The following is a 24,438-nucleotide window of genomic DNA, read 5'->3' as shown; positions in this document are numbered from 1 at the left end:
TCCCTTGTAATTTTTATTCTGAATATAATTATATATAAATTTTGTAAAGTCACTATTAATATTCTGTTTTATATTGTAAATTTTAGTTATTCGTTTACAATCAACAGATGATAGTCTTTCTAATTTGCATCGCTTGTACATATATATGAAAATAGAAAAGAATAGGCGGTGATATAGCATGAAGAAAAAGTATATTATTATAGTTCTAGCTGTTGTTCTCCTAGTTTATTTAGCGAATAGTAATCCGAGTAAAGGAGAATATACGGATTGGGCAGCGAAGCAGTTTATGAAACGTAATGATGTAAGTAAGAAGCTAGATGAGGTTCAAAAAGAAAATGAAGAGGGTCTTCTTGGCGATTTAGCATCGGCAGGTAAGAAGTTGGCGAAAAAGTATGTTGAGCCACAAGTTGGATTATTAATCGACCATTATACAAAGCGAAATGATTATATTTTCTTCTCAACATATACGACTGATTTCGATTTAGGTGGAGAAAATTATAAATATGTATGCGTCGGTTTTTCAAAGATTTTTATTCCGATTGAAATGCCGAAGAAAAAAGACGAATCTGCAAAATAATGCAGATTCGTCTTTTTCGTTTATTCCGCTGTTTGTGGGCAGTCAGACTCCTAGCTCAAAATTCGGCTGGAGAGAAGAAGTTAGTTGGGAGCCTTACTGCCTGTAAATGCCCGATTGGTGAAGGTTAATAATCAGTAGGGATGAACAAAATCCCCACTGATTAAAGTTTTACTTTATAGAGTAATTGGAACTTCGGATACATTTTTTTCTACGAGACGGGCTCCTTTTTTTCGGGTATTTTCATCAATTGATGAAAATATAGATGACGCAAGAATGGTATCCATTACTTGATTTACGACTTGTGCATCGACGGGTGTGATGGGCTTATCGATAGAAAAAACAACTGTTTTTCCATCTTCTTTCGTGAAAATCAATTCGAGTACTTGCATGCTTTATTCCCTCCTTATTATTTATACGTTAGCAAGATCTGAAGTACTTACAAGTTGTACAGCGTGAAGTGATGATTCTTGTAAGGAAGCAAGGGCACGGGCTACGTTGTGTACTTGCTCTAAGTTTGCATTTGTTTTAACGCGTTTAAATTGTTTGTTCTTCAAAGTTGTTTTTCCATTCTTATCTAATCCATTGTTTAATACAAGACGTAGAGTTAAATCCATTACAATTGTTTCAACTGCCATGTGTATCACCCCCTTTCACTTTATAAATAGGGGGCAAATGTCATGTTTTGGCGTGAAATTTTTTCTTTTTTTTGGTACTCTTAAAAGACTAAGAGAGGGGTTTCGGAAGAATGAATCGTAAATGGTTATTTTGGATTCCTGTATTACTATGGATGGGGCTTATCTTCTATTCCTCAGCACAACCATATAAAAAACAGGATATGCGCTCGGATATTGAACAATATGTAAATGTTGAATTTGTGAAAGAGCATTTTTCGTGGGTATCTATCGATTATGGTGGAGGTACACCTGTTAGTATTGCAAATAAAGGTGTGGGCGGATTTGTTGAATTTTTCCTTCGTAAAGGTGCTCATTTTATGGTGTTCTTCATGCTCGGTTCTTTGACGTATTATGCTTTTCATCGATCGGGTTGTTCGAGAAAAAGATGCTTTATATATGCCCTTCTTTTCGTTGCAGGGTATGCAACATTGGATGAAATCCATCAATGGTTTACGGGAGACCGTACACCGATGTGGCAAGATACATTACTTGATACGTGCGGCGGATTGACAGGAATTATAATAAGTAATTGGTTTTGGAATAGAAAAAGGAGCTAATCTCATTTCGAGATTTGCTCCTTTTGTTTATACACCAAGTAATTCTTTTAATTCGTCTGTTGATAGTTCAGTCATCCAACTATCACTTGTAATGACAGCATTGTTTAGTGATTGTTTTCGTTCTAACATTTCATCAATCTTCTCTTCTAATGTTCCTGTTGTAATAAGTTTGTGAACATGAACGAATCGTTTTTGACCAATACGATATGCACGGTCCGTTGCTTGATTTTCTACAGCTGGATTCCACCAACGATCGTAGTGAATGACATGATTAGCGGCAGTTAAGTTTAAGCCTGTTCCGCCAGCTTTTAAGGATAAGATGAAAATGTCATACGTTCCGTTTTGGAACTGTTCGATCATCTTATCACGCTCTTTCTTCGGCACACTGCCGTTTAAGAAGAGGACGCGCTGACCAAATGTTTCCTCTAATATGCTCTTTAGCATGTTTCCCATGCTGATGTATTGAGTAAAGATTAAACAGCTCTCATTCTGATCTTTAATATTTTCGATTAGTTCCATTACCGTTTTTGTTTTCATAGAACGTTCAACGATATCTTTCGGTTCTGTTTCTTTTAAATAAAGAGCAGGGTGATTGCAAATTTGTTTTAGTTTATTCAACATTAGTAATATGAACCCGCGACGTTCAATCCCGATTAGCCCTTCAACATTTTGTAATGTATCTTGAACAAGTTGCTCGTATAAGGAAGCCTGTTCACCAGTTAGTGGGCAGTAAGCTTTCTGTTCCTGTTTATCTGGTAAGTTTAATGCGACTGTTTGATCTTTCTTCGTTCGACGCAGTAAAAATGGTGAGATAAAGCGTTGGACTTGTTGGATTTTTCTTTCATCACGGTCTTTTTCAATCGGTGTGACGAAGCGGCGCTGGAATTGTCCTAAACTGCCAAGATATCCATGATTAATAAAGTCGAAAATGGACCAAAGCTCGGCAAGTCGGTTTTCCATTGGTGTACCAGTTAAAGCAATTTTATGATTTGCCTGCAAGTTGCGTACTGCTTTCGACTGTTTCGTATGTGGGTTCTTAATATTTTGTGCTTCATCCAAAATAACAGCGTCCCAGCATAACGAAGTAAGTTCTTCCTCGTCAAGTTGAGCTAACGCATAAGACGTTAATACAACATCTGCTGATTGAAGAAAATCTTTAAATGAATCTCCCTTATCGCGGTTACTTCCATAATGTAATTGAACGCGTAAATTTGGTGCGAAACGCTCAAATTCTTTTTGCCAATTTCCAAGAACGGATGTCGGCGCCACGATTAATGCAGGACCTGTTTTGAGCTTGTTTTCTTTTACATATAGTAAGTAAGAGATCGTTTGAATACTTTTCCCAAGTCCCATATCGTCCGCTAATAATGCCCCAAATCCAAGTTGTCGTAAATATAATAACCATTCAATGCCGTGTTGCTGATACGGACGAAGTGTTGCGTTTAGTGAAGTAGGGACATCTACTTTTGGAATATCTCCAATATGGAGTAGCTTTTGGAATAGCTCTTCATAATATCCGTCTAGTTCGATTTCAATATCAGTAAACGGACTATCTTCTTCTACAATTTCTGTTTCAGCAGTGTTTGATAAATGTTGCTGGAGGACATCTTTCATTTCTAGTCCGTATTTATCGGCACGGTTCATTAGTTTTCTTACTTCTTCAATAAAGGCTGGATCCAGTCGCATCCATTGACCATTTATATTGAATAATCGTTTGTTTTGTTCAATGAGTTCGAAAAATTCGCTTTCCGATAAATCAATTCCGTTCGTTGAAATGCGCCAATCAAAGTTAACGAGCGTATTCATGCCGAAGAAAGATTGTGTTTGTGCTGTGCTTTGCTTCAGCTGTACACGCAGCTTCGGTTTTGCTGCTTTTAAATTTTGCCACCATGATGGTAATAAAATTGTAATACCAGCTGCAAGTAACTCGTCACTTGCTTCTGTTAAGAAATTCCATGCTTCCGTTTCAAACAGTTCTTTTCTGAACGTATCCTCTTCTTTTAGCCACGGTACGAGCTTACTAAAGCCTTCTTGCGTTTCCGTAATACGCTCTTCGTAATCGTGCCATCTTTTCGGTAAGGAATCGATGTTTTCATATACATATATGCGATGTGCCCCGCGCTTTGGTGCCACAATCGTTTCAAGCTTCCACATTTCAAATTCCTCTTGTGGTTCTTGCAGTCTTAGTCCAATTGTAAAGGGAAGGTCATCTTCAATGTAACCGATTTTTCGAAGCCAATCTTCTTCATGTAGCGCTGTTTCCAGCTGTCTTTTCGTAAAGTCGTAATGTTCGTATAGTCTCTTTGCATCTTCCCATCCGTCATTTGATCGGTTATCTTGCAATATACTTTCATTTACCGAGGTTGAGAAAAGCGTTGCTAATGTATCATCTTCGATTGGTGTATTTTGAACTTTCCAAGATGGTTGTTTGGACCAACGTTCCATATCGGGTACGAAGCTACCGCTTACGAAGGCATCCCATAATTCATTTGCATCTTTCGTAAGTGCTGTAATAGGATCGTTCATTTGAATATGTGCAAAGGAGTTCATCGGTTTGTTTGCGATGTATTCAAATGCTTGTGCGTTTGTTAGCATAACACCTTGTTTCCCTTCAAAGGTTGCTTCTTTTAGAAACGTGCCATAGAAGGAAGTGGCGTGCCATGTAAATGCATTTCGTTTCCAACTTGTTACGGATAATGGAGTACCGCTGTCATCTTCGCCCCAAAGGAACCAACCTTGACTAACATGCTGGAGCCTAATTGTTACTTCAGTTTGATTGATCATCGATTAATTTTCCTTTCCGTAATTCCTCTTGTAGTGCACGAAGGCGTGAATGTAGATTGGCGATATGAATAATGAAAGCATCCCATTCATCGGTGCGTTTTAAACGTTTATATAATGTACGTAATTTCTTTAAGTAGCGAACTGCACGTCTATATGATTTACGGTTTCGTTCTTCAATGGCCTCTACAGCAGCAAGATGATAAAGAGGAAGTGCCGCTTCTGGCGCTTCTTTTTCAATATCTTTCAATGGCTCTTTCAATAGTTCAATTGCTTCAAATCCATATAAGAGATGAAGTTCGGACCATGTACGATACTGCTTCTTCGCGAGTACGTATTGTTCGTAGTTTGTGAAACTATACGGTAATAGTTCTTGTAAAATCATTTCGAATCCAGCTTGTTCATTTGTATGCGTTGCATATGTTTCGTACATGATTACAAATAACCGAACGATATCTTTTATGAAGATTGTATCCTCGTGCTCATGTATGGTTTTCTTTACTTGTTTATACGTAAACGAAAGCCAGTTTTTTCCGCGATCCCACTGCATGGCGCTTAATAGCTCTTCTAACCAATAGAAATAAAGACTTACAACAGAAGCAGGCTGTTTTTTTAGTAAGTCCATTGCTAGTAGGTCTTCGTCATTTAAAAAGAATAGATGAGAAGAGGCTAATGCTTTGGAAAGTGGATTTATTTTCGTGACAATTCGTTTTTCTTCTTCTTGCAGTTGATCTTTATTGTTTAACAGTTCACTCCATATGTGACGATAAATAAAAAATCTCTCCTGTGTATAGGCATCAGTGGAGAAGAATACTTCGTGAACGAGACGAGCAGTTTCTTGTAAAATTGATTCAGACTCTGAAGGAATCGCTTCTGATTGTAGGTCCCGAACGATGGATTCCACTTTATCCACAAATAGGCGAACGACGTTAACAGGTTGGTGATAAGAATACGTTTTATTTACTTCGAATGCCTGAATTTCTTCTAATAATTTTTGAAAGCAATAAAGTACCGCGTGTAGTCTGAACAATTCATGTATCGCAATGATACGCGGAGCTTTCCGCTCGAGTTTCGTATAGAAGTCTGTAAAAATACTCATAAGAAAATACATTTGTTTATAAGTAAGCCGAGCTTGTTCTTTTTTAAATGATTCATATTCGTTGTCAAAATATGATTGCCAACTTTTATAATCCGTTTCTTCAAAAGCTGATGATTGCAATACTTGTCTTGCAGTTCGAATAGGAGGAAGAGAAGGTTTCGTATTATTTTTAAATAAAGTTAATACATCTCCTACTTGCCCGAAACTAGACGCTGCAGATAGTAACACAGCGAGCATATGCTCACATTGCATTGGTGCGAAGCAATCGCAATAGCTTTCAGCGACGTTACGAATCGGGATATGAACGCTATATACGCTGCCTTCAGCATCTACAGTTCCTGATAGCGTGTAACCATCAAAGTCAACGTTGTAGACAACACCACTACGATATAGGTGCCGAGCTGTAGCGACATGTTCCTGATCAGCTGTTTGCTGTGGATCTAGTCCTTGAACGAACTCATTCGCAATCATCATAATTTCATCTTTCGTAATTGAGTGTTGCAGCATAATATTCCTCCGTACACATATTTCTTTCCTTTACCATTATAAACAAAAAATGCTCAAAACAGAAAAAATGAAATTTAGATTATCATATCGTAACTGTGAATGGGAAGATGCTGTATCATTCTCTTGGTACAAATAATACGTTGAAACCAGGGGAAGTATCTGGTCCGACTCGTTAACGTAAGAAAGACTATCTCTTGTAATTGAGATAGTCTTTTTGCGGTCAGAAGCGTGTCTGCTTTAATGTCGCTTGTACATACGGATCATTTACTATTTGTTCGACTAGCGGTAGCATTGCTTGTTCGAATGGAATATTGATAGGAAATGGCTTTTGTGAGCCTGGTTTTATCCCGTATTGTACAATTTTGTAATGTATATTTCCTTCATGGCCGAGCACAATTAATTTATAGCGATTGTCATCGCCGGCGAGTGAAAAATCAATGGAAGTAGCATCATATGTTACTTCGTCTTTATATATATAAGGTTTTGGTGTACCAATCCAGTCTACTTTTGCTTGTACATTCATGATAATAGCCTCCTCATAGCTATTATAAATAAATAAAAGCCAGCTCTCAACAAAGAGAACCGGCTGTAATTTAGCAGTCATTGGTTATTTTAAAATTTTCACTTTAACAGTTTTGCGTCCCCATTTTTGGGCAGCGCTATCTGATCCAAGTAGAATGTCGATACGGTTACCTTTAATTGCACCACCAGTATCTCCAGCGATAGCTTCTCCATAACCTTCAACCCATACTTTAGATCCTAATGGGATTACTTTCGGGTCAACAGCGATCATTTTCATGTTTGGATTCGCAGTTAAATCATGACCCATTGCAGTTAATACACGGCCGCCATATGTGCCACCGTTTTCGCTCGGGTGAGCTGTATATGCTGTAGCTACAACTGTTAACTCACGACCACCAGAAGGTTCGCTAGTTTCAGCAGCTTTCACAGCAGGCTTAGCAGCTGGTTTTGCTTGTGCTACAGGTGCTTGAGCTTTAGCAGGAGCTGGTGTTTCTTGTTTCTCAATAACAGGTGCTGTACCTGTTAAGAAAGGAACATGAACATAAGCTGTTTTCCCGTTATATTCAAATTGTAACCACTCATTTTGTACTTGGTTCGTTGTTTCGATCATATCGTCCTTCTTCAACGTTCCAAGAATTTCTGAGTTTGTGTTCGCTTCAGCACGTACGTTTAATACGTTAGCTGTTACGTAGTAGATGCTTTTTGTGAACTCTGCACTTACGAATGCGTCTTTACCATCTAAAGTGATTTTTGACCATCCGTTCTCTGTATTTAGAACATCTATTTTATTACCGTTTAGTAATTTACCGACAACTTTTGATTCAGTAGTAGGGTTTTCGCGTACGTTTAGTACGTCTGTTGTTACAACAGTTTCTGCATTGGCAGATGATGTGAAAATCCCAAGACCAAAAACTGCTGCTGTTGCTATACCAATTAATTTTTTCATGATAGCCTCCATTGCGTTTGTTTTCGTGTCCTCATTATAGCAACAGATTTTTTCGGATTTGGGGAAAACACACAATTACAAACCATTCGTAATCAGTCGTTAACATCCTGTAATATAACAAAAAATATAGGAAAGCGTTTTTCATTCTATATGATTAGTAGGTTTCTAGTTATATTCAAAATATTTAATACAACATATTTTTTTCGGCGTAAATAAAAATGTTACGATAGTATTACAAAACGTTTACTATACAGTTACATTCCTTGAGTATTTTACCGTTTTATGGGTAATATAGTTATATAAACATAAACATTTCGTTTGTGAAGCTATAAACATGTGCTATATACTAGTAAAAAAACCGCATAATTGTTACAAGAAGAAAAGGTTGCAAGGAAGGAATTTGCCCTTTTTTACATATGTAACACATCCTTTTTTGGGAAAATACATTCCCATCCGCATTTTTCTCGCACAATTTGGCAGCAGTATTTCTACCTTGTAGCTCTTGCAGAGTGAAAAGGTTATACGGAAGGTAAGGCTGTCTATAAGAATTCTAATTGGTGAAGGTGAAAGTAAGAGATTTGAAAGAAAATCACCGCAAAAATTATAGTTTTCTATCCGATTTAACATATCGGAATTTATGTTATTTACAAAAGTGAAACCTACGAAGGGGGATTTGATGAGGAAACTGACAAAGACATTCATCGTTTCATTAACATTATGTATTGCATTTACAATTTGGGGGATTATTCCCGAATCTATTATTGGACAAGGTAGCCTAGGAAATGTAACAACTGCAATTCAAACTGCACTAGTTAGTAAGTTTGGATGGTTTTATATTATTTCTGTTTCTATCGTTTTAGGTGTGTCCATCTTTTTAATTGTCTCGAAATACGGTTCTATTCGTTTAGGTAAAGATGATGACGAACCTGATTATAGTTATATGACATGGTTTGCTATGTTATTTAGTGCTGGTATGGGTATCGGTTTAGTTTTCTGGGGTGTTGCGGAACCATTAAACCATTTATACGCACCTCCGTTTGGAGATGGTGCAACTGAGGAAAGTGCGCGTCTTGCACTGCGTTTTTCATTTTTCCATTGGGGATTACATCCTTGGGGACTATATGCGTTTGTAGCGTTATGTATTGCGTACTTCACTTTTAGAAAAGGAAAAGCAAGTACAATTAGTGCGACAGTAGGTCCGTTATTTAAGGGCGGGGAACATGGGCGTATTGCTCATTCATTTGATGTGTTAGCTGTGTTCGCGACTGTGTTTGGTGTTGCGACATCATTAGGTCTTGGGGCAAAACAAATTGCAGGTGGTGTTAGCTATTTAACATCTATCCCTAATTCATTAACGACGCAGTTAGTTATTATCGCAATCGTAACAGTTCTTTTCATGTTATCTGCGCAAACCGGTCTTGATAAAGGAATTAAATATTTAAGTAATACGAACATTATTTTGGCATTTGCACTTATGATAATTGTATTATTTGCAGGTCCAACAAACTTTATTATGAATTACTTCACTTCAACGATTGGTTCTTACATTCAGGAATTGCCAGGCATGAGTTTCCGTTTAAGTCCATTGGATGAAGGCGGAAATCAATGGATCCAGTCTTGGACAATTTTCTATTGGGCATGGTGGATTGCATGGTCACCATTCGTAGGTACATTTATTGCTCGTGTGTCACGAGGGCGTACGATTCGTGAGTTTGTTATTGGTGTGTTACTTGTTCCGACCGTAATTGGTGCACTTTGGTTCTCTGTTTTCGGCGGGACTGGTATTCATATGGAGCTGTTTGGTGATGCGCATATCTTTGACAAAGTGAAAGAGATGGGAACAGAAGTAGGATTATTCGCTATGTTCGATCAGATGGGTAGCTTTGGATCAGCTTTATCAGTTTTAGGTATTCTACTTATTGCAACATTCTTTATTACATCAGCAGATTCTGCGACGTTTGTTTTAGGAATGTTAACGACGCATGGTAGTTTAAATCCACCGAACCGCATTAAAATGGTTTGGGGTATCGTTCTAGCCGCGATAGCTTCTACCTTATTATATGTTGGCGGATTAGAAGCATTGCAAACGGCAGCTATTATTGCGGCATTCCCATTCGTCTTTGTTATTTTCTTTATGATGGCAGCATTATTTAAAGAATTGCAAAAAGAAGGACGTATGAAGCAACATAAATAATAGAAGGAAAAGGGCTGATTTCATATCAGCCCTTTTTTATCCCTCTATTTGTGGCAATAAGACACCCACCTCAAAATTCAGCTAAAGCAAAGAAGTTAAGTGGGGGATGAAAAAAGCCTCACTGATTAAAGTTTCATTTTATATAGAAGAGATTTTAAATACAAATCAGGGAAATAAAATACTGTACTATATAAGTAGTATGCCTTTTATACGAAGAAAAAATGATAACTTTCGACAACATTCGATATTTTATGAATTCTATTCATATTTTTGTCAAAAATATGTCGGAAATGTGTTGTCACTTTTATGTATATGTGCTATATTATTTCCTGTAAGCGATTTCAAATAGTTTTAAAGCGCATTCAAGGGGGACATCTAGAATAATGAAACGTTACGAAAGAAAGTGGAAGCATATTTGTTTGAAACGTGTGGCACATCGAAATGTGCAAGAAAGCACGGAACCTAAGACTGAAACGCGCAAAGATCAGCAAGAGAAGCAATTGGTTCTACAAAAATAGCAATCACTTTTTCGTATATAAATGAAGGTCGATCGTTCGTTGGGGGATGGACGTGAAATTACTTTCAGCTAAGGGGTATTGTCTGATATATAATTTATACGGCAATAAATAAGCACAGAGCATACGGCGCTCTGTGCTTATTTTTATTATTTATCTTTTTTGAATCGAACGGTTTTATCCCAGCCGATGACTTGTTTCTTGCTCTTTGCACGTAAGTATAAGATTAGACTGCGAATAAATAAATACGTGAAGAGCTGTGCGTACGTAAAGTACATGATGACGCTAATAAAAATATTCGTCGGTGTAAAGGTTCGTTCGACGCTCTGGGCACTAAATAATTGCGAAACATATGTAATATATGCAACATACCACATAAATAGTAACGGAATACTATATTGAATCTGGAATATCCCGAGTAGTCCAATGACAAACCAAACGTTTGAAATGATTAAAAATAGCCAAAATACGACATACACTAACACTTGCTGTAAGGAATGGACAAGAAGTTTCCCTTTAAAGAAACTTAATGAAGAAAACATCTTTTCTAAAATATAGAGGTTTCCTTGGAGCCAACGTGTACGTTGTTTAATAAGAATTTTTAAATGCTCAGGTTCTTGTTCCCATGTAATCGATTCTGGAACGATTGGTAAGAGATAGCCTTTTTGTGTAATTCGTAATGTTAATTCAGCGTCTTCTGCAATTGCATAAGGATCATAGCCACCAAGCTCTTCTAAGGCAGAGCGACGAAGAAGCATGTTCGTTCCTGTTAGTGAACCTGTTTGGAATAGTAACCAGCGTCCAGATTGCATAAGGAGCTGGAAGATTTGAAACTCTAGTGAAATCATTCGTGTCAGCCAGTTTCTGTTTTCATTGACTGTACGAACGTGTCCAACAGCCCCAACGGCATCTTTGGTTGTTTCAGCATGTTCGACAAGCATTCGCAGAGCATGTGGTTCAGGTTGATTGTCTGCATCGTAAACGCAGAAATATTCACCATCCGAAATACTAAGCCCATAGTTTAATACACGTGATTTTCCTTTTGGTTCACCAGGCGGGACACGAATGTGACGGATATGAGCATAAGCTTTGTCAAAGTCATCACCAATTTCAGGTGTTTCATCCTGAGAATTATCGTTTAATAAATAAACAGTTAGTTTGCCTGGATATTCAATCTTTGCCATCGCCTCTAACGTATCTTTAATAACGACCCCTTCATTATGGGCGGGTATTAAAATATCAACGCTCGGATAATGTTCTAGCGTACGATCTTTTCGTTTACTATTTCGGTGAATTAAGCCTGCGAGTGTTAAGAAAGAATAATAAACGAGTAAGCCAGAGAATAGAAAGGCTGTAAAAATAAGTACGTATTTAATTGAAAATGCGATGCTAATCCAAAAAACGAGTACACAGAATAAAAGAAATAAAAGGAGTATAACAAGCGTCATCATAATAATGTCGGTCCTTTACTTCCGATTTGCTCTCGCGAAATTTTTATATCTTGAATTGCTTCAGCAGCAAGCCATTGCCCCATTTTTGGCTGTAGGCGGTTCATTACAATGTTAGCACCAGCTTCATTTGTGTTTTGTAGTAAAATAACCAGTGTATTGCTATCGTATTCAGCAGCAAGGTCAAAGTCATTTCTTACCGTTTCAACTAATAATGAAGCTACACGGTCCATGACGCTTTCTTTCGTGTATTTACTAAAGGAAGCAAAATCGAAGTAAATGATAATACCTGATTCATTGCGACGATTCATTGCAGTTATTAATAATGCTTGTCTTCTTTCGAATTCTTGTCTCGTTAATAATTTTGATTCTCCAATGTATTGTTCTAGCGTTCTCACACGTTCAGTTAATTCTTTATTCTCATGAATAACTTTCTTTAATAGATGTGTTGAGATATAAACAATGAAGAAGTTTGCTACCATCAGGAAGTGAGTAATAATGTACTCCCATTGATCTGATGTACTCCATAAGTAAAGCCACGCTTGATAGAATAAATAGAATACCGAAATAATGGTTCCCAATATGAAGAAAACAAATGCGGTTTTATCAGGCAAAAATAGAAATAGTACATTAACGATTACATATATAATTGTAAAAATGAGAGCATGCTCATAATGCGTCACATGTACAGTTGTAAAATAAAATAAAATTTGTAAAATCCACATAGAGAAGACTTTATAGAAATTATTTTTCACAAACGTTCCTCCTTAAAGGTAATTCAGGCAAGGATACTTGTAGTATGCGCAATTAATAAGGATTAGACCATGTAACTGCAATTCTTTTTTAATAGAACAAAATGAAGTAGTATCTCTCTTGCACAAAAAAAAATAAACAGACTTACTAATTATTGTATCATAATGTTTTTATATTTCATCATAAAGTATTTTGTATATATAAAAATATATTTATACATACAAAAAAACCTCCTCTATGGAAAGAGGAGATTTGATATAAATTTATAGGAACATCATACCTGCAACTGCTGCGTTTAAGAAGTTCGCTAGTGTACCAGCGATAACTGCTTTAATCCCTAATTGTGCAATTTGTTTACGGCGAGTAGGAGCTAACGTTCCAGTTACACCTAATTGAATTGCAATAGAAGAGAAGTTTGCGAATCCACAGATTGCGAATGTTAAAATCAGATTTGTTTTTGCAGAGAAATCTGCCATATGTGGTCCTAAGTTTGCGTATGCAACGAATTCGTTGATTGCAAGTTTTTGACCGATAAAGCTTGCTGCTTGTATAGCTTCACCTGGAGAAACCCCGATTAAGATTGCAAATGGAGATAATAAGTAACCGAAGATTAAATCTAGGCTAAGTTTAATATCGAACCAAGAACCAACCCATCCTAATAATCCATTTAATAAAGCGATTAATGCGATGAAAGCCATTAACATTGCTGCTACGTTAATAACAAGTTGCATACCTTCAGATGCACCACGTGCAGCTGCATCAATAACGTTTGCGTCTTCACGTTCTGTAGAAAGCTCAACGTTATTATCTACTTCTTCTGTTTCTGGCATAATTAGTTTTGCAATTAATAAACTTGATGGAGCTGCCATAATTGCTGCTGCTAATAAGTGTTCTAACGGAATTCCCATCGCTGCATAGCCGACAAGAACTGACCCGGCAACAGCCGTCATACCACTTACCATAATAGTGAAGAACTCACTATTTGTTAAGCGTGCTAAGTAAGGTTTGATTAAGATTGGTGCCTCAGTTTGTCCTAAAAATACAGTTGTTACTGAGTTTAAACTTTCTGCTTTAGAAGTTCCAAGAAGTTTACTTAATGCACCACCAACGACACTAACAAATTTCTGCATAATACCGAAATGATATAAGATTGCTACTAATGAACTAATAAATACAATTGGAAGTAGTGCCTGAATAAAGAAGACAAATCCCCAAGGGCCTTTTGCGTTGACTAAATCCCCAGCAACGAACTTAATTCCCTCGTAAGAAAAATTAATTAATCCTTGAACACCATCAGCAGCGTGTTTTAAACCTGCTTTACCAGCATCCCAGCGTAATACGATAAATGAAAATGACATTTGTAATGCTAGCGCGATTAAAATTGTGCGCCAATTAATAGCTTTGCGGTTGGAAGATAGTAAAAAAGCAATTGCTAATACTCCAATCACGCCGCCAATTCCCCATAAAAGATTCATGCAGTGTATGCTCCTTCCTCATAGTAAAAAAGTGTATAAACCAGTTGTCTATACTTTTGCGAATATAACATCTTAAGTAACTTATCATAATGGACATCGGAGGTCAAACGTCTAACGAAAAGTTTAAATAAAAAGAAAATTCTTCAAAAAAACACATATGAAATGAATAGACATGAAATAGGTTATGTTTTTTGTGGGAATATATTCATTGTGATAACGTTTTGAGTGATTTTTATAGAATATAGTGTACGAAATAGGAAAATGAACGCATAATTTTTGTGTGGAGAAAGAACGAAAGGGGATTACTATATAGAGTTTTTTTTAAAAAGAGCCTTCTAGTAATCTAGAAGGCTCTGAAACTATAACTTAAGGTGCTTTCGTATAACCTAAGAAGTGGCTCTTCCAATAAGAGTTACTTAGTGAAGCAATTGCTACACCTTTATCTCCAGATTGGATAAATGATCCGCCCCCAAGGTAAATTCCCATATGAGAAGGACCTGCTTTATAAGTGTTTTGGAAATAAATTAAGTCGCCTGGTTGTGGACTTGAAGTTTTCGGTAAGCTGCTCCAATATCCTGCAACACTTTGACGGCTAATGTTATGACCAAATTTCTTAAATACGTGGTAGATGTAACCACTGCAGTCAACACCGTTAGCAGAAGTACCGCCCCAAACGTATGGTACACCTTGCATAGATTTCGCGTATGCAAGTAGAGAAGAAGTGTCACCGCTGTTGTTGCCTGTATTGTTGTTGTTGTTTTGATTGTTGTTATTTTGATTATTATTGTTGTTAGGCTTATCTACTGCACCACCAACTGGTGTTTTAGATAGGAAACGTGTTCCGATATAACCATTTTGGCCATTATAGTTAATTTTACTCCATCCAGAGTTTTCAGAGATTACTTGCACCTTCTGTCCTTGTGAAAGTGCCCCTATGATTCTATAATTTGTACCTTCGCCACTACGTACATTTAGTGCAGAAGCATTAATGTAGTAGTCACCAATTGCACCTTGGTTAGGTTTTTCAGGTTGTTTTGGTTGTTCAGGAGTAGCAGTGCCACCTTTAACGAATTTTACAAACTCGCTACTCACAAAACCAGTTTTTCCTTGGTAATTAACTTTAAACCAGCTACCATCAGATCCAACTACGTTTAATGTTGTACCATTTAACACGCCGCCAATTACACTATGGTAAGCAGCAGGGCCTGTACGAACACGTAGAGACGTTGCGTTAACAACGTAAGTACCACCAGTTTGAACAGTTACGTTATTGTTTTGATTGTTGCCTTGTGAACCGTTTTCGTTAGAACCGCCCTTTGTTACGTAGTCTTTACTTATGTAGGCAGCTTGTCCTGCATAATTGATTTTGAACCAATCTTGAACTTCGCCAACAACTTGTACTACTTGTCCTTTTGTAATAGAAGCTATAGTTGTGTGAGAAGTGCTAGGACCTGTACGAACACGAAGGGAAGATACATTTACTGTATAGTTTCCGCTTGCTGGTTGTACAGTTTGTTGATTCGTATCGTTTGTAGCTCCTGTATTTGCAGAAACACCTGATACGAATTGGCCACTAACGTAACCAGTTTGTCCATTGTGGTTGATTTTCACCCAACCATTTTCTTGACCAATTACGTTTAATGTTTGTCCTTCATACACGCGTCCTGAAACAGAACTAGAAGTGTTAGGAGCCGTACGTACACGTAATACATCGGCAGTAACTTTATTCTTTCCACCTGTTGTACTTACATTGGAATTAGTTGCTCCCTTTTTTGATACAAATTCGCCACTGACAAAGCCAGTTTTTCCATTATGGTTAATTTTGAACCAACCATTTTCTTCGCCAATCACGTCTAATGATTGACCGTTATAAACACGAGAGATGATATCTTGAGAAGTGCTTGATCCTGCACGAACATGTAATACATCAGCATTTACCGTGTAAGATGAATTGTTAGGTGCAGAAGCTTGTACAGTTTGTGTAGCAGCTTTTTGTGTATTTTGTTCCGGGGCAGCTTGCACACTATCAAGTGTAGGGGCTGCTCCTCCTGCTACAGACACTGCCGCAAGACCGGCAAGGTATTTTTTCATAGTTTGTCGATTCCTTTCTGTCTGTAATGTAGTGAAGAAAAATTTACCAACTATTAAAAATTCTAAAAGGCATGTCGATTACTGTCAAGACTTATGCGGGAAACTGAATGTGACAAAAAGATTACAAGAAAAAAATCAAGGCAGGAATTTTTACCTTGATTTTGATTTAAATACATATATTAACATTATAAGGAGTGATAATTATTCGTATTTAAGAAGATGGAGTGTTCGATTTTAAAAGGCTTTGAGAAAATGATTTTTGTATTGTTTTTGTAATGGGGCCAACTTGGCCATCTTGGATCGCAGCTCCATCAAGGTGAGTCATCGGTAAGATTTCAATCGTCGTGCCTGTAAAGAAACATTCATCGGCTTGGTAAACGTCACGAATGCTAAAAAGTTCTTCTTGTACAGGAATGTGAAGAGTATTAGCTAAAGAAAGGACATACTGACGAATAATTCCGTTTAAAATAAGGTGATTGGCCGGATGTGTGTAGAGTGTTCCATTTTTAATTAAAAAGAAGTTGGAACGGCTACCTTCAGTTACAATACCATTTCGTACGAGAAGGGCTTCTTTACAACCTTTGCGTTCAGCTTTCGTAGCAGCTAATACATTTGGTAGTAAATTTAATGATTTAATATCACAGCGAAGCCAGCGAGTATCTGGTTCTGATATAGCACGTACACCATATTCAATCCATAAAGCCGGTCTTTCCTTTTTTGTGATATAGGCATAGATTGTCGGGGGAATGTCATATGAGAATGCATGAGTACGAGCTTGTACACCGCGAGATACTTGCAAATAAATGGTTCCATCTTCGTAGAAATTATTACTTTCAATGAGTTTGTAAAGTAAGGTGATGAGCTCTGCTTTTGAGAAAGGGAGCGATAATTCTATTTCTTCTAGGGAGCGATATAGTCTTGTTATGTGCGGATCTAATAAGTGAAAGTTTCCGTTGTAGAGCCGCATTACCTCGTAGACACCATCTCCAAATTGCAAGCCTCTTTCTTCTAGTTCTATGTATGTTTTTTGTTTTGTTGTATCAATAACTGCATCATTCCAAAGTACAAATCTTTCATATGCCAATTTCCATCCCATCCTTTCGTAAGTACTGAAGTAAGGTGAAACTTTGATTAATCGAGCTATACGGTTAGATCACCCATATGACTTTTGAATCCGGCCAAATTTTGAAGTGGGATTCCTATTGCTAGTTAACGCGGCATAAAATCGCTATAGTAATTTTTATGTAAGTAATACTCTACATATGACGTATATGTATTTGTAAATAATAGGGAAGTAATAGAGATTTATAGCATTTTGTATATACAAATTCGAAAATAAGAAATAAGAATCCTGCCTATAAATAAAAAAAAGCAACATTCATATGGAATGCTGCAAAAGGAGGGTAGCTATCTTTCATAGGGATATCATCTTATTGAAGGTTTTGTACATGAGAACAAAACACTTTAAAAGACAATTAAAAGAAAGTAGAAAACAAACGTTTCGCATATTTCTTTAAGGGATCTTATTGAAGATGAGAGATAAGAAATATGTAGAACCTTGTTTACATATTTTATTATAGAGATGTTTGGTTAATGTGGTGTGAATATTTGGTAAAGGTTATGTAATTTTAAAGTTAATGAATAGGAGAAGAAGGATAGCGGAAAATAAAAAAGAGGCTGAGATTACTCAGCGCTCTTCTTTTCTTCTTTAATAGCTGTTTTTACTTCACCAGTTTTAATCTTGTTACTTTCAGAGAAGCGAAGTAAGTCACCTTCAATGAGTTTGTCTGACATGTTCAATTCATTTTGGGCACGATCAATGAGTGGTTGAGATTCTTCTTTCGGTAATTGTACAACTTCGCCAGTAGCACGGTCGTAGAATGTACTGTTCGTGTACATGTACTTATCTGTAATGAAGCTACCGTCACGAAGAACAACGAATCCTTTATTATCAGGTGAGAATACGTCATGGCCAAATTGAATTTGATTCGTAGAATCTACACCAAGTAAGTTTAGAATAGTTGGTTTAATATCAATTTCACCAGTTGGTTTTGAAATTGTTTTACCTTCTTTTTGACCTGGAACGTGAATAAACATCGGTGTTTTTTGTAAGTTCATATGGTCAAATGCAGTAATTTCTTCTTTTCCTAAGAACTGTGCCATTGCACGGTTATGGTTTTCAGAAATACCATAGTGATCACCGTAGAATACGATCACAGAGTTGTCGTAAATGCCTTCTGCTTTTAGACGCTCAATAAAATGTTTCATTGCTTCGTCTAAATAGCGAGCAGTTACCATGTAACGGTCAAACACGCCATCACCAGAATTATATTCATCGATTAATTTCGTGTTGTCATCATAAGTGAATGGGTAATGGTTCGTTAAAGTAAGGAAGCGAGTATAGAATGGTTGCTTTACTTCTTTTAACATATCGATAGATTGATCAAAGTATTCGATATCTTTTAATCCCCAATTTAATTTTGTTTCTGGCGTAATCTTGTAGTCAAGCTCGTTGTAGTAACGATCATAACCAAGTGCCGGATACATAATGTTACGGTTCCAGAATGTTGCGTTGTTTGCGTGGAATACCGATGTGTGGTACCCTTGCTGACGTAAAATTTCTGGAGTTGCTGTGTATTCGTTGTTACCGTGTGTGAAGAATACAGCACCACGGTCTAGTGGATATAAAGAAGTATCTACTAAGAATTCAGCATCAGATGTTTTACCTTGCCCAGTTTGATGGAAGAAGTTATCAAAGTAATAACTTTCTTTCGTAAATTGGTTTAAGAATGGTGTAACTTCTTGTCCGTTAACTGTTGCGCCAATTAAGAATGTTTGTAATGACTCAAGAGAGACAACAATTACGTTTTTTCCTTTTGCAGTACCGAACATATTTGGATCTGGTTTACTTTGTGTTGTTTTCACATAGTTTTCTGTTTCTTGTAATTTACTACCGTCGGCAAATGCCTTTTGTGAACTTGACTTCGCTTGTAAGCCAAGATCGTATGCTTGGTGTACATATAATCCTAAGTTTTTAACAAGCATAACGCGGTCGAATGAACGTGTTAATAGTTCTGGACGTTCAGCTTCTGCAAACCCTAGGTTTACGAAGAAAATAGCAACTGTTGACACGAAGTATAGAGAACGCATCGGACGTGCTACACGCTCTGTCGGTGCAAAGTTTTTCTTCTTCTTTAATAAGATGAAGAATACGATAATATCCGCAAATGCAAGGATAATTTTGTAGTTAAATAATTCTTTTACACTAGAACCTAAGCTTCCAAAGTTAGAAGTTTGCCCTAGTACTGGTAAAGTAACGAAGTCGTTGTAGAATCCGTAGAACATTACGTTACCAACAAGAATGAACGTTAAAACAAAATTAATTCCAAGTGCTATATAGTTACGTTTTTTTCCTTTTGCAAATAATGCAAGTCCCACAAACAGTAATGATGCTGCTAATGGACTAATGAATAAAATGAATTCTTGCATGAAAGATTCAAGTTTTAAATCAAAGCTTGTGCGTGTAATAATGTAGGTTTTCAGCCATACGGCTAAAGCTACGAATAAAGTGAAACGCACATTTTGAAATTGTGATTTCAAGGTTTCTTTCATTCATTTCCACCCTTTCTCTATCAGGCTTGGTCGATTTTGGAGCGAAAAATGTTAAAATAAAAAATACATAGTTTCTTTTGCCATAATTAGAGCTTCTATATTCACCCATATACGACTTTAACTATGCATACCCTTTTTTGGTTTCTTTTGCTGCTCATAAGTATAACGTCATTTCTGTATTATACAACAAAATTCATTTCTGAGAAACACTATAACATTTTACATTTTTTGTATGTGTTTTGTCACTACCAGAGAAAACTTTATCATTCGTTTATATGTCCGTCAACTAGAAAATATAACAAAGATAGAGAAGAATGTTAAGTGAAAGTGAAAATTTTCATGGTTGAGAAATAAGAAGTGGAAATATGTAATGGTTTGTCTAGAAAACTATTATATGAAGGAAAGGATATGAAAATTAACGAACACTTGTTCTTTTTAAGTTTGTTTGTTAAAATAAAAATTCATTGATAGATTATGTGTAATTTTGATGAACTTTTACTGGTAATATATTGTAGCTTATTTCTTTTAAAAAATAGGGGGGCTTTTACATGAAACAAAAATTTTCAGTTGAAGCGTTTTGGAAAAAAGTAAAGCATGTTGCAAAGCAAGCCGGACAGTCGGTCATTTATGCCAGTTTATTACTGTTTTACGTTTTGCAAAGACCTGATGTTCCAAAGCGGGTGAAAATTATTGTAATTGGAGCACTTGCTTATTTTATTGCGCCGATTGATGCCATCCCAGATTTCATTGCTGGAGTTGGTTATACGGACGATTTAGGGGCATTAACGGCCGCACTAATACAGGCGTCATTATATGTCAATGAAGATGTGAAAGATAAGGCACGAGTGAAGTTGGCAGAATGGTTTGGTTCGGATATAGACACATCATTTATCGATCAGAAATTAGATCAATAGGTGAGAACTGTCATAGAGTGACAGGGCGAACGTAAGCGAGGAAGTGCATTATGCCATCAGGAAAAACGCATACGAAAATAAACTTAATATCCCTTCCGGTTGTTTTGTTTCTGCTCTTTTCGTATGGATTAACAAATTTTGATTTTTTATTAACTTTTGCAATTGGCTTTTTAGTAGGTACTTCATTTTTAACACCTGATTTAGATACGTACAGTAATGCGTATAATAAATGGGGATTCCTGCGTATATTTTGGTATCCGTATAAGAAAGTAATGCCACATCGTTCCTTTCTTACACATACGATTATACTTGGTGATGTAATTCGTATTGCATACATGTTAATCGTATTTTCTCCGTTTTTATTTCTATTAAATGTAATAGCACTGGACGGGAACTTAATAGAAATTGCGAAAAAACATGAGGTGGAAATTAAAACGTTCCTAATGGGAATTGTTGTGGCGAGCACGCTTCACATTATAGCGGATAAAACGAATACGCGCCGAAAGAAAATGATGAGAAAAAAGAAGAAACGAAGAAGATAAAGTGAAACTTTAATCGGTAGGGGCATCCCCCGCTAATTATTAGCTCACACTAATCGGAAAAAGGACACTTGCAATTTGCAAGTGTCCTTTTTTAAACAAACGTTTGTTTAAAGTTAAGCTTTCAGCACTTTAATTCCTTTTACAATGTTCCAGATGAAGTAGTATAAGCTGATGATTCCGCAAATAGCTAAGACAATCATTGCTCCAATTCCAAGTGTTACATCTGGTTGGTCCGATCCGATGCCCATAATTCCTAAAATGGCTACGCCGATAAATGTAGCGATACTTGGAATGATATGTGTCCATAGAGCACGTTTTGCATGTGGCTTTGTTTCAGCATCCCCCACAATCCAAACGATGATTGGGAATAAGATAGGGGCAAATAGTACACTAAAGTATGATAAAGCAGCTAGTATTTTGTTTCCATTCATATATATCACCTCATAAATAATTTCCGTTGTTATACTATTATTATGCAGTAATTTTTACAAGCTTACTATCGATGAACATTACAAGAACGTGACGATTTTGTAAGATTTTTTCTTTAAATAATAAAATTTTCAAAAAAATCTTTTTTTATGGAAAATGCTGTGATAAAGTATAAATGGGATTAGATGAAAACGTTTTCTTGAACGTTTTTTATTTTTAGACTTAAAGGTATGATGACCTGATAGTCTATTGATGAGGTTATTCTATTTAAAAGGGGATTCTTTAGGGGGAGAGAACAATGAACACATGGACACAAGTTTATGATCCGTTCGGTAACATTTGGATTTCGGCAGCAGTCGCACTTATTCCAATCATCTTTTTTTTCTTAGCTTTAGCAGTTTTCCGCATGAAGGGGTATGTGGCAGGGTTTATTACAGTTGTACTTACAATTTTAGTAGCGTTATTCGCTTATAAAATGCCGTTTACGATGGCGATGGCAGCAACTGGATACGGTTTTTTATACGGACTATGGCCAATTGCTTGGATTATCATTATGTCGGTATTTTTGTATAAAATTTCCGTAAAAACAGGTCAATTCGATGTCATTCGTGCATCTGTATTATCTATTACAAATGATCACCGTTTACTCGTTATTTTAATTGGTTTTTCATTCGGAGCATTTTTAGAAGGGGCTGCGGGATTCGGTGCACCAGTAGCAATCACGGCAGCGCTTCTAGCAGGTCTCGGATTAAATCCTTTATATGCGGCTGGTCTTTGTTTAATCGCAAATACTGCACCGGTAGCATTCGGAGCGATGGGAATTCCGATTACAGTTGCTGGACAAGTAACGGGTATTGATCCACATAAAATCGGACAAATGGCTGGACATCAGTTACCGTTTCTATCATTATTTGTTCCGTTCTTCATCGTATTTTTAATGGATGGGTTTAAAGGGGTAAAACAAACGTGGCCTGCGTTACTTGTAGCAGGTAGTTCATTTGCAATTACACAGTTTATTACAGCAACGTTTCTAGGGCCGGAGCTTCCGGATATTACGTCAGCACTTGTAAGTTTAGTGAGTTTAGCGCTGTTCTTAAAAGTTTGGCAGCCGAAAGAAATCTATCAATCTAAACAAGCAAATAGTGAAGTAGCGGCAACAACGACGACATCTATGCCAAAACTCACAATAGGAAAAGTAGTGAAAGCATGGTCTCCGTTCATTATTTTAACGGTTATGGTAGTTGTTTGGAGCCAAAGCTTCTTTAAATCTTTATTTGCTCCAGGAGGCGCTTTAGAAAGTCTTGTATTTAAGTTTGAAGTTCCAGGCTTACACAATTTAGTAATGAAAGCAGAGCCGATAGTAAATAAACCAACGCCTTATGAAGCAATTTTGAAATTAGATGTTTTATCAGCGACTGGAACGGCAATTTTAATTGCTTGTATTATTTCTATCTTTATTTTGAAAATGAGTGCAAAAGATGCAGTAGCGACATTTAAAGAAACGTTAAACGAACTTAAGATGCCAATTCTATCTATCGGATTCGTATTAGGATTCGCATTTATCGCAAACTATTCTGGTCTATCTTCTACATTAGCGCTAGCGCTAGCAGGAACTGGCGGACTATTTCCGTTCTTCTCACCATTCCTAGGTTGGATTGGTGTATTCTTAACAGGATCCGATACGTCAGCGAACGCACTGTTCTCGAATTTACAAGCAATTACGGCGCAGCAAGTTGGCGTATCTGAAGTACTTCTCGTTGCGGCAAATACAACAGGTGGTGTAACAGGTAAGATGATTTCTCCGCAATCGATTGCAATTGCTTGTGCGGCAGTTGGACTTGCCGGAAAAGAGTCGGATTTGTTCCGTTTTACAGTTAAGCATAGTTTGTTCTTCGTTATTATTGTTGGTATTATGACGTATGTACAGGCATATTATTTAACGTGGATGATTCCATAAACAATAAAAGAAATAAACTTTTCATTTTTCAGATTATCGTGTATGATGAGAAAGTATTGAAAATTAAATCAGTGAGAAACTAGGGGTGCCTAACGTATGCGTAGGCTGAGAGAGAAGCGCGTGAACTTCTTAACCCTTTGGACCTGATCTGGCTCGTACCAGCGTAGGGAAGTTAGCGGCTTTACATAATGATGTCTTTTATGAGCCAGGTCCTTATTTTTTTATGGACCTGGCTCTTTTTATGGAAGATGCGCAAATTGGTAATACCAACAGTAGTGGATAGGGTTGTTCAACAAGTAATCAGTCAAGTGCTTGGTCCAATATTTGAAAAACAATTTAGCGAATCTAGTTACGGCTTTAGACCAGGGCGAAGTTGTGAAATGGCAATTATAAAAAGCCTAGAATATATAAATGATGGATATGGCTGGATAGTAGACATCGACCTTTCTTTGAATAGTATTTGGAATGAGCTTGGATACTGTGGGATCTCACTAGAGTCCAAAACATAGCCACAACCTCGCGTATGAGTATTCAATGATTGCCTTCACCTAAGCTGCCCTCCCACCACTATGAGAGGTAAGTGAAGGAAACCGATACAGCTTGTGCGTATGCAGTGCATTTTGGTCTGGGGCACAGTCTTTTAACGTGGTCGAACTACAGGAGGAGTAAGCGTATTCCCGATGGATCCATTTCCATACTTCCATTATCTAGGGAAATCCCCCAGTATCCAAGACTAAATTTTACCCATACATCATTTTTTTGATGTAGCTCTTGAAGATAAAAACTATTTAATTTTCAAGGAACAGTTATTAACTTAAAACTTATTATACGAGGAGGGTGTATCA

Annotated in this window: 20 protein-coding genes, 1 pseudogene and 1 riboswitch; of the genes and pseudogenes, 8 read left to right on the top strand and 13 right to left on the bottom strand. The window is 36.9% G+C overall.

Annotated elements, in window-relative coordinates:
- Positions 1 to 178 precede the first annotated feature (178 nt).
- The gene (locus JDS92_RS15140) at positions 179 to 577 is read left to right on the top strand and encodes a DUF4359 domain-containing protein (RefSeq protein ID WP_000731398.1); all 399 of its coding nucleotides are present in this window, start codon (positions 179 to 181) and stop codon (positions 575 to 577) included.
- Between the two features lie 173 nt (positions 578 to 750).
- Here the strand turns inward: JDS92_RS15140 and JDS92_RS15135 are convergent, their stop codons facing one another.
- Both JDS92_RS15135 and JDS92_RS15130 read right to left on the bottom strand, forming a co-directional pair.
- The gene (locus JDS92_RS15135; protein WP_001197606.1) at positions 751 to 966 is read right to left on the bottom strand and encodes a DUF2922 domain-containing protein; all 216 of its coding nucleotides are present in this window, start codon (positions 964 to 966) and stop codon (positions 751 to 753) included.
- A gap of 21 nt (positions 967 to 987) precedes the next feature.
- Positions 988 to 1,212 (bottom strand): DUF1659 domain-containing protein, encoded by a 225-nt coding sequence (locus tag JDS92_RS15130; protein ID WP_000257697.1) that lies wholly within the window; start codon positions 1,210 to 1,212, stop codon positions 988 to 990.
- A gap of 110 nt (positions 1,213 to 1,322) precedes the next feature.
- On the opposite strand from JDS92_RS15130, the gene JDS92_RS15125 reads away from it, so the two are divergent.
- Positions 1,323 to 1,808 (top strand): VanZ family protein, encoded by a 486-nt coding sequence (locus tag JDS92_RS15125; protein ID WP_001080720.1) that lies wholly within the window; start codon positions 1,323 to 1,325, stop codon positions 1,806 to 1,808.
- A 27-nt stretch (positions 1,809 to 1,835) separates the two neighbouring features.
- On the opposite strand, the gene JDS92_RS15120 is transcribed toward JDS92_RS15125, so the two are convergent.
- The 4 genes from JDS92_RS15120 to JDS92_RS15105 form a co-directional block, all read right to left on the bottom strand.
- Positions 1,836 to 4,592, bottom strand: coding sequence for a DEAD/DEAH box helicase (locus JDS92_RS15120; RefSeq protein ID WP_199632104.1), 2,757 nt, complete (start codon positions 4,590 to 4,592; stop codon positions 1,836 to 1,838).
- Positions 4,576 to 6,195 carry an SWIM zinc finger family protein gene (locus JDS92_RS15115; protein ID WP_199632103.1) on the bottom strand — a complete coding sequence of 540 codons (1,620 nt, stop codon included), beginning with the start codon at positions 6,193 to 6,195 and terminating at the stop codon, positions 4,576 to 4,578. Before JDS92_RS15115 ends, JDS92_RS15120 begins: the two co-directional genes overlap by 17 nt.
- Before the next feature lie 220 nt (positions 6,196 to 6,415).
- Entirely contained in the window at positions 6,416 to 6,718 is a 303-nt protein-coding gene (locus JDS92_RS15110; RefSeq protein ID WP_199632102.1) for a DUF3910 family protein, read from the bottom strand.
- Between the two features lie 84 nt (positions 6,719 to 6,802).
- The gene (locus tag JDS92_RS15105) at positions 6,803 to 7,663 is read right to left on the bottom strand and encodes a cell wall-binding protein EntA (RefSeq protein WP_085450712.1); all 861 of its coding nucleotides are present in this window, start codon (positions 7,661 to 7,663) and stop codon (positions 6,803 to 6,805) included.
- A gap of 676 nt (positions 7,664 to 8,339) precedes the next feature.
- Between JDS92_RS15105 and opuD the strand changes: the two genes are divergently transcribed.
- Both opuD and JDS92_RS31245 read left to right on the top strand, forming a co-directional pair.
- A complete protein-coding gene (opuD, locus tag JDS92_RS15100) occupies positions 8,340 to 9,857 on the top strand; it encodes a glycine betaine transporter OpuD (RefSeq protein WP_001230123.1) in 1,518 nt (505 codons plus the stop codon).
- 383 nt (positions 9,858 to 10,240) lie between these two features.
- Complete coding sequence (locus tag JDS92_RS31245) at positions 10,241 to 10,375, top strand: hypothetical protein (protein WP_000833064.1); 135 nt, start codon at positions 10,241 to 10,243, stop codon at positions 10,373 to 10,375.
- A 146-nt stretch (positions 10,376 to 10,521) separates the two neighbouring features.
- On the opposite strand, the gene JDS92_RS15095 is transcribed toward JDS92_RS31245, so the two are convergent.
- The 6 genes from JDS92_RS15095 to JDS92_RS15070 form a co-directional block, all read right to left on the bottom strand.
- Complete coding sequence (locus JDS92_RS15095) at positions 10,522 to 11,823, bottom strand: glycosyltransferase family 2 protein (RefSeq protein ID WP_000988737.1); 1,302 nt, start codon at positions 11,821 to 11,823, stop codon at positions 10,522 to 10,524.
- A complete protein-coding gene (locus JDS92_RS15090; protein ID WP_000794326.1) occupies positions 11,820 to 12,575 on the bottom strand; it encodes a diguanylate cyclase domain-containing protein in 756 nt (251 codons plus the stop codon). The genes JDS92_RS15095 and JDS92_RS15090 overlap by 4 nt, the downstream gene beginning before the upstream one ends.
- A gap of 261 nt (positions 12,576 to 12,836) precedes the next feature.
- A complete protein-coding gene (locus tag JDS92_RS15085; protein ID WP_001051016.1) occupies positions 12,837 to 14,048 on the bottom strand; it encodes a NupC/NupG family nucleoside CNT transporter in 1,212 nt (403 codons plus the stop codon).
- A 366-nt stretch (positions 14,049 to 14,414) separates the two neighbouring features.
- Entirely contained in the window at positions 14,415 to 16,139 is a 1,725-nt protein-coding gene (locus JDS92_RS15080; RefSeq protein ID WP_199632101.1) for an SH3 domain-containing protein, read from the bottom strand.
- Positions 16,140 to 16,350: 211 nt separating this feature from the next.
- A complete protein-coding gene (locus tag JDS92_RS15075; protein ID WP_002060282.1) occupies positions 16,351 to 17,235 on the bottom strand; it encodes a D-amino-acid transaminase in 885 nt (294 codons plus the stop codon).
- A 587-nt stretch (positions 17,236 to 17,822) separates the two neighbouring features.
- Positions 17,823 to 19,751 carry an LTA synthase family protein gene (locus tag JDS92_RS15070; RefSeq protein ID WP_000665340.1) on the bottom strand — a complete coding sequence of 643 codons (1,929 nt, stop codon included), beginning with the start codon at positions 19,749 to 19,751 and terminating at the stop codon, positions 17,823 to 17,825.
- A gap of 548 nt (positions 19,752 to 20,299) precedes the next feature.
- Between JDS92_RS15070 and JDS92_RS15065 the strand changes: the two genes are divergently transcribed.
- Together JDS92_RS15065 and JDS92_RS15060 are read left to right on the top strand one after the other, a co-directional pair.
- Positions 20,300 to 20,665, top strand: coding sequence for a YkvA family protein (locus JDS92_RS15065; protein ID WP_000810376.1), 366 nt, complete (start codon positions 20,300 to 20,302; stop codon positions 20,663 to 20,665).
- A gap of 50 nt (positions 20,666 to 20,715) precedes the next feature.
- Positions 20,716 to 21,207, top strand: coding sequence for a metal-binding protein (locus JDS92_RS15060; RefSeq protein WP_001139015.1), 492 nt, complete (start codon positions 20,716 to 20,718; stop codon positions 21,205 to 21,207).
- A gap of 113 nt (positions 21,208 to 21,320) precedes the next feature.
- Here JDS92_RS15060 and JDS92_RS15055 read toward each other — a convergent pair whose 3' ends face one another.
- A complete protein-coding gene (locus JDS92_RS15055) occupies positions 21,321 to 21,638 on the bottom strand; it encodes a magnetosome magnetite crystal formation protein family (protein WP_001014094.1) in 318 nt (105 codons plus the stop codon).
- A gap of 296 nt (positions 21,639 to 21,934) precedes the next feature.
- On the opposite strand from JDS92_RS15055, the gene lldP reads away from it, so the two are divergent.
- Together lldP and JDS92_RS15045 are read left to right on the top strand one after the other, a co-directional pair.
- Positions 21,935 to 23,593, top strand: coding sequence for an L-lactate permease (gene lldP / locus JDS92_RS15050; RefSeq protein ID WP_001099311.1), 1,659 nt, complete (start codon positions 21,935 to 21,937; stop codon positions 23,591 to 23,593).
- Positions 23,594 to 23,664: 71 nt separating this feature from the next.
- A riboswitch (TPP riboswitch) is annotated at positions 23,665 to 23,780 on the top strand.
- A 58-nt stretch (positions 23,781 to 23,838) separates the two neighbouring features.
- Positions 23,839 to 24,039, top strand: a pseudogene (locus JDS92_RS15045) (group II intron reverse transcriptase/maturase); the annotation flags it as partial.
- Between the last annotated feature and the right edge of the window lie 399 nt (positions 24,040 to 24,438).

Origin of the sequence: Bacillus cereus group sp. N12 (assembly GCF_016483575.1) — a bacterium.
In the GTDB taxonomy this organism is placed as follows: domain Bacteria; phylum Bacillota; class Bacilli; order Bacillales; family Bacillaceae_G; genus Bacillus_A; species Bacillus_A toyonensis.
The sequence above is the reverse complement of the archived record's forward strand: the minus strand, read 5'-3'. Positions and strand labels throughout refer to the sequence as shown.

What these genes read in the sequence shown, in the direction of transcription:
- JDS92_RS15140 (WP_000731398.1), top strand. Translation starts at nt 179, where the DNA reads ATGAAGAAAAAGTATATTATTATAGTTCTAGCTGTTGTTCTCCTAGTT.
- JDS92_RS15135 (WP_001197606.1), bottom strand. Translation starts at nt 966, where the DNA reads ATGCAAGTACTCGAATTGATTTTCACGAAAGAAGATGGAAAAACAGTT.
- JDS92_RS15130 (WP_000257697.1), bottom strand. Translation starts at nt 1,212, where the DNA reads ATGGCAGTTGAAACAATTGTAATGGATTTAACTCTACGTCTTGTATTA.
- JDS92_RS15125 (WP_001080720.1), top strand. Translation starts at nt 1,323, where the DNA reads ATGAATCGTAAATGGTTATTTTGGATTCCTGTATTACTATGGATGGGG.
- JDS92_RS15120 (WP_199632104.1), bottom strand. Translation starts at nt 4,592, where the DNA reads ATGATCAATCAAACTGAAGTAACAATTAGGCTCCAGCATGTTAGTCAA.
- JDS92_RS15115 (WP_199632103.1), bottom strand. Translation starts at nt 6,195, where the DNA reads ATGCTGCAACACTCAATTACGAAAGATGAAATTATGATGATTGCGAAT.
- JDS92_RS15110 (WP_199632102.1), bottom strand. Translation starts at nt 6,718, where the DNA reads ATGAATGTACAAGCAAAAGTAGACTGGATTGGTACACCAAAACCTTAT.
- JDS92_RS15105 (WP_085450712.1), bottom strand. Translation starts at nt 7,663, where the DNA reads ATGAAAAAATTAATTGGTATAGCAACAGCAGCAGTTTTTGGTCTTGGG.
- opuD (WP_001230123.1), top strand. Translation starts at nt 8,340, where the DNA reads ATGAGGAAACTGACAAAGACATTCATCGTTTCATTAACATTATGTATT.
- JDS92_RS31245 (WP_000833064.1), top strand. Translation starts at nt 10,241, where the DNA reads ATGAAACGTTACGAAAGAAAGTGGAAGCATATTTGTTTGAAACGTGTG.
- JDS92_RS15095 (WP_000988737.1), bottom strand. Translation starts at nt 11,823, where the DNA reads ATGATGACGCTTGTTATACTCCTTTTATTTCTTTTATTCTGTGTACTC.
- JDS92_RS15085 (WP_001051016.1), bottom strand. Translation starts at nt 14,048, where the DNA reads ATGAATCTTTTATGGGGAATTGGCGGCGTGATTGGAGTATTAGCAATT.
- JDS92_RS15080 (WP_199632101.1), bottom strand. Translation starts at nt 16,139, where the DNA reads ATGAAAAAATACCTTGCCGGTCTTGCGGCAGTGTCTGTAGCAGGAGGA.
- JDS92_RS15075 (WP_002060282.1), bottom strand. Translation starts at nt 17,235, where the DNA reads ATGGGATGGAAATTGGCATATGAAAGATTTGTACTTTGGAATGATGCA.
- JDS92_RS15070 (WP_000665340.1), bottom strand. Translation starts at nt 19,751, where the DNA reads ATGAAAGAAACCTTGAAATCACAATTTCAAAATGTGCGTTTCACTTTA.
- JDS92_RS15065 (WP_000810376.1), top strand. Translation starts at nt 20,300, where the DNA reads ATGAAACAAAAATTTTCAGTTGAAGCGTTTTGGAAAAAAGTAAAGCAT.
- JDS92_RS15060 (WP_001139015.1), top strand. Translation starts at nt 20,716, where the DNA reads ATGCCATCAGGAAAAACGCATACGAAAATAAACTTAATATCCCTTCCG.
- JDS92_RS15055 (WP_001014094.1), bottom strand. Translation starts at nt 21,638, where the DNA reads ATGAATGGAAACAAAATACTAGCTGCTTTATCATACTTTAGTGTACTA.
- lldP (WP_001099311.1), top strand. Translation starts at nt 21,935, where the DNA reads ATGAACACATGGACACAAGTTTATGATCCGTTCGGTAACATTTGGATT.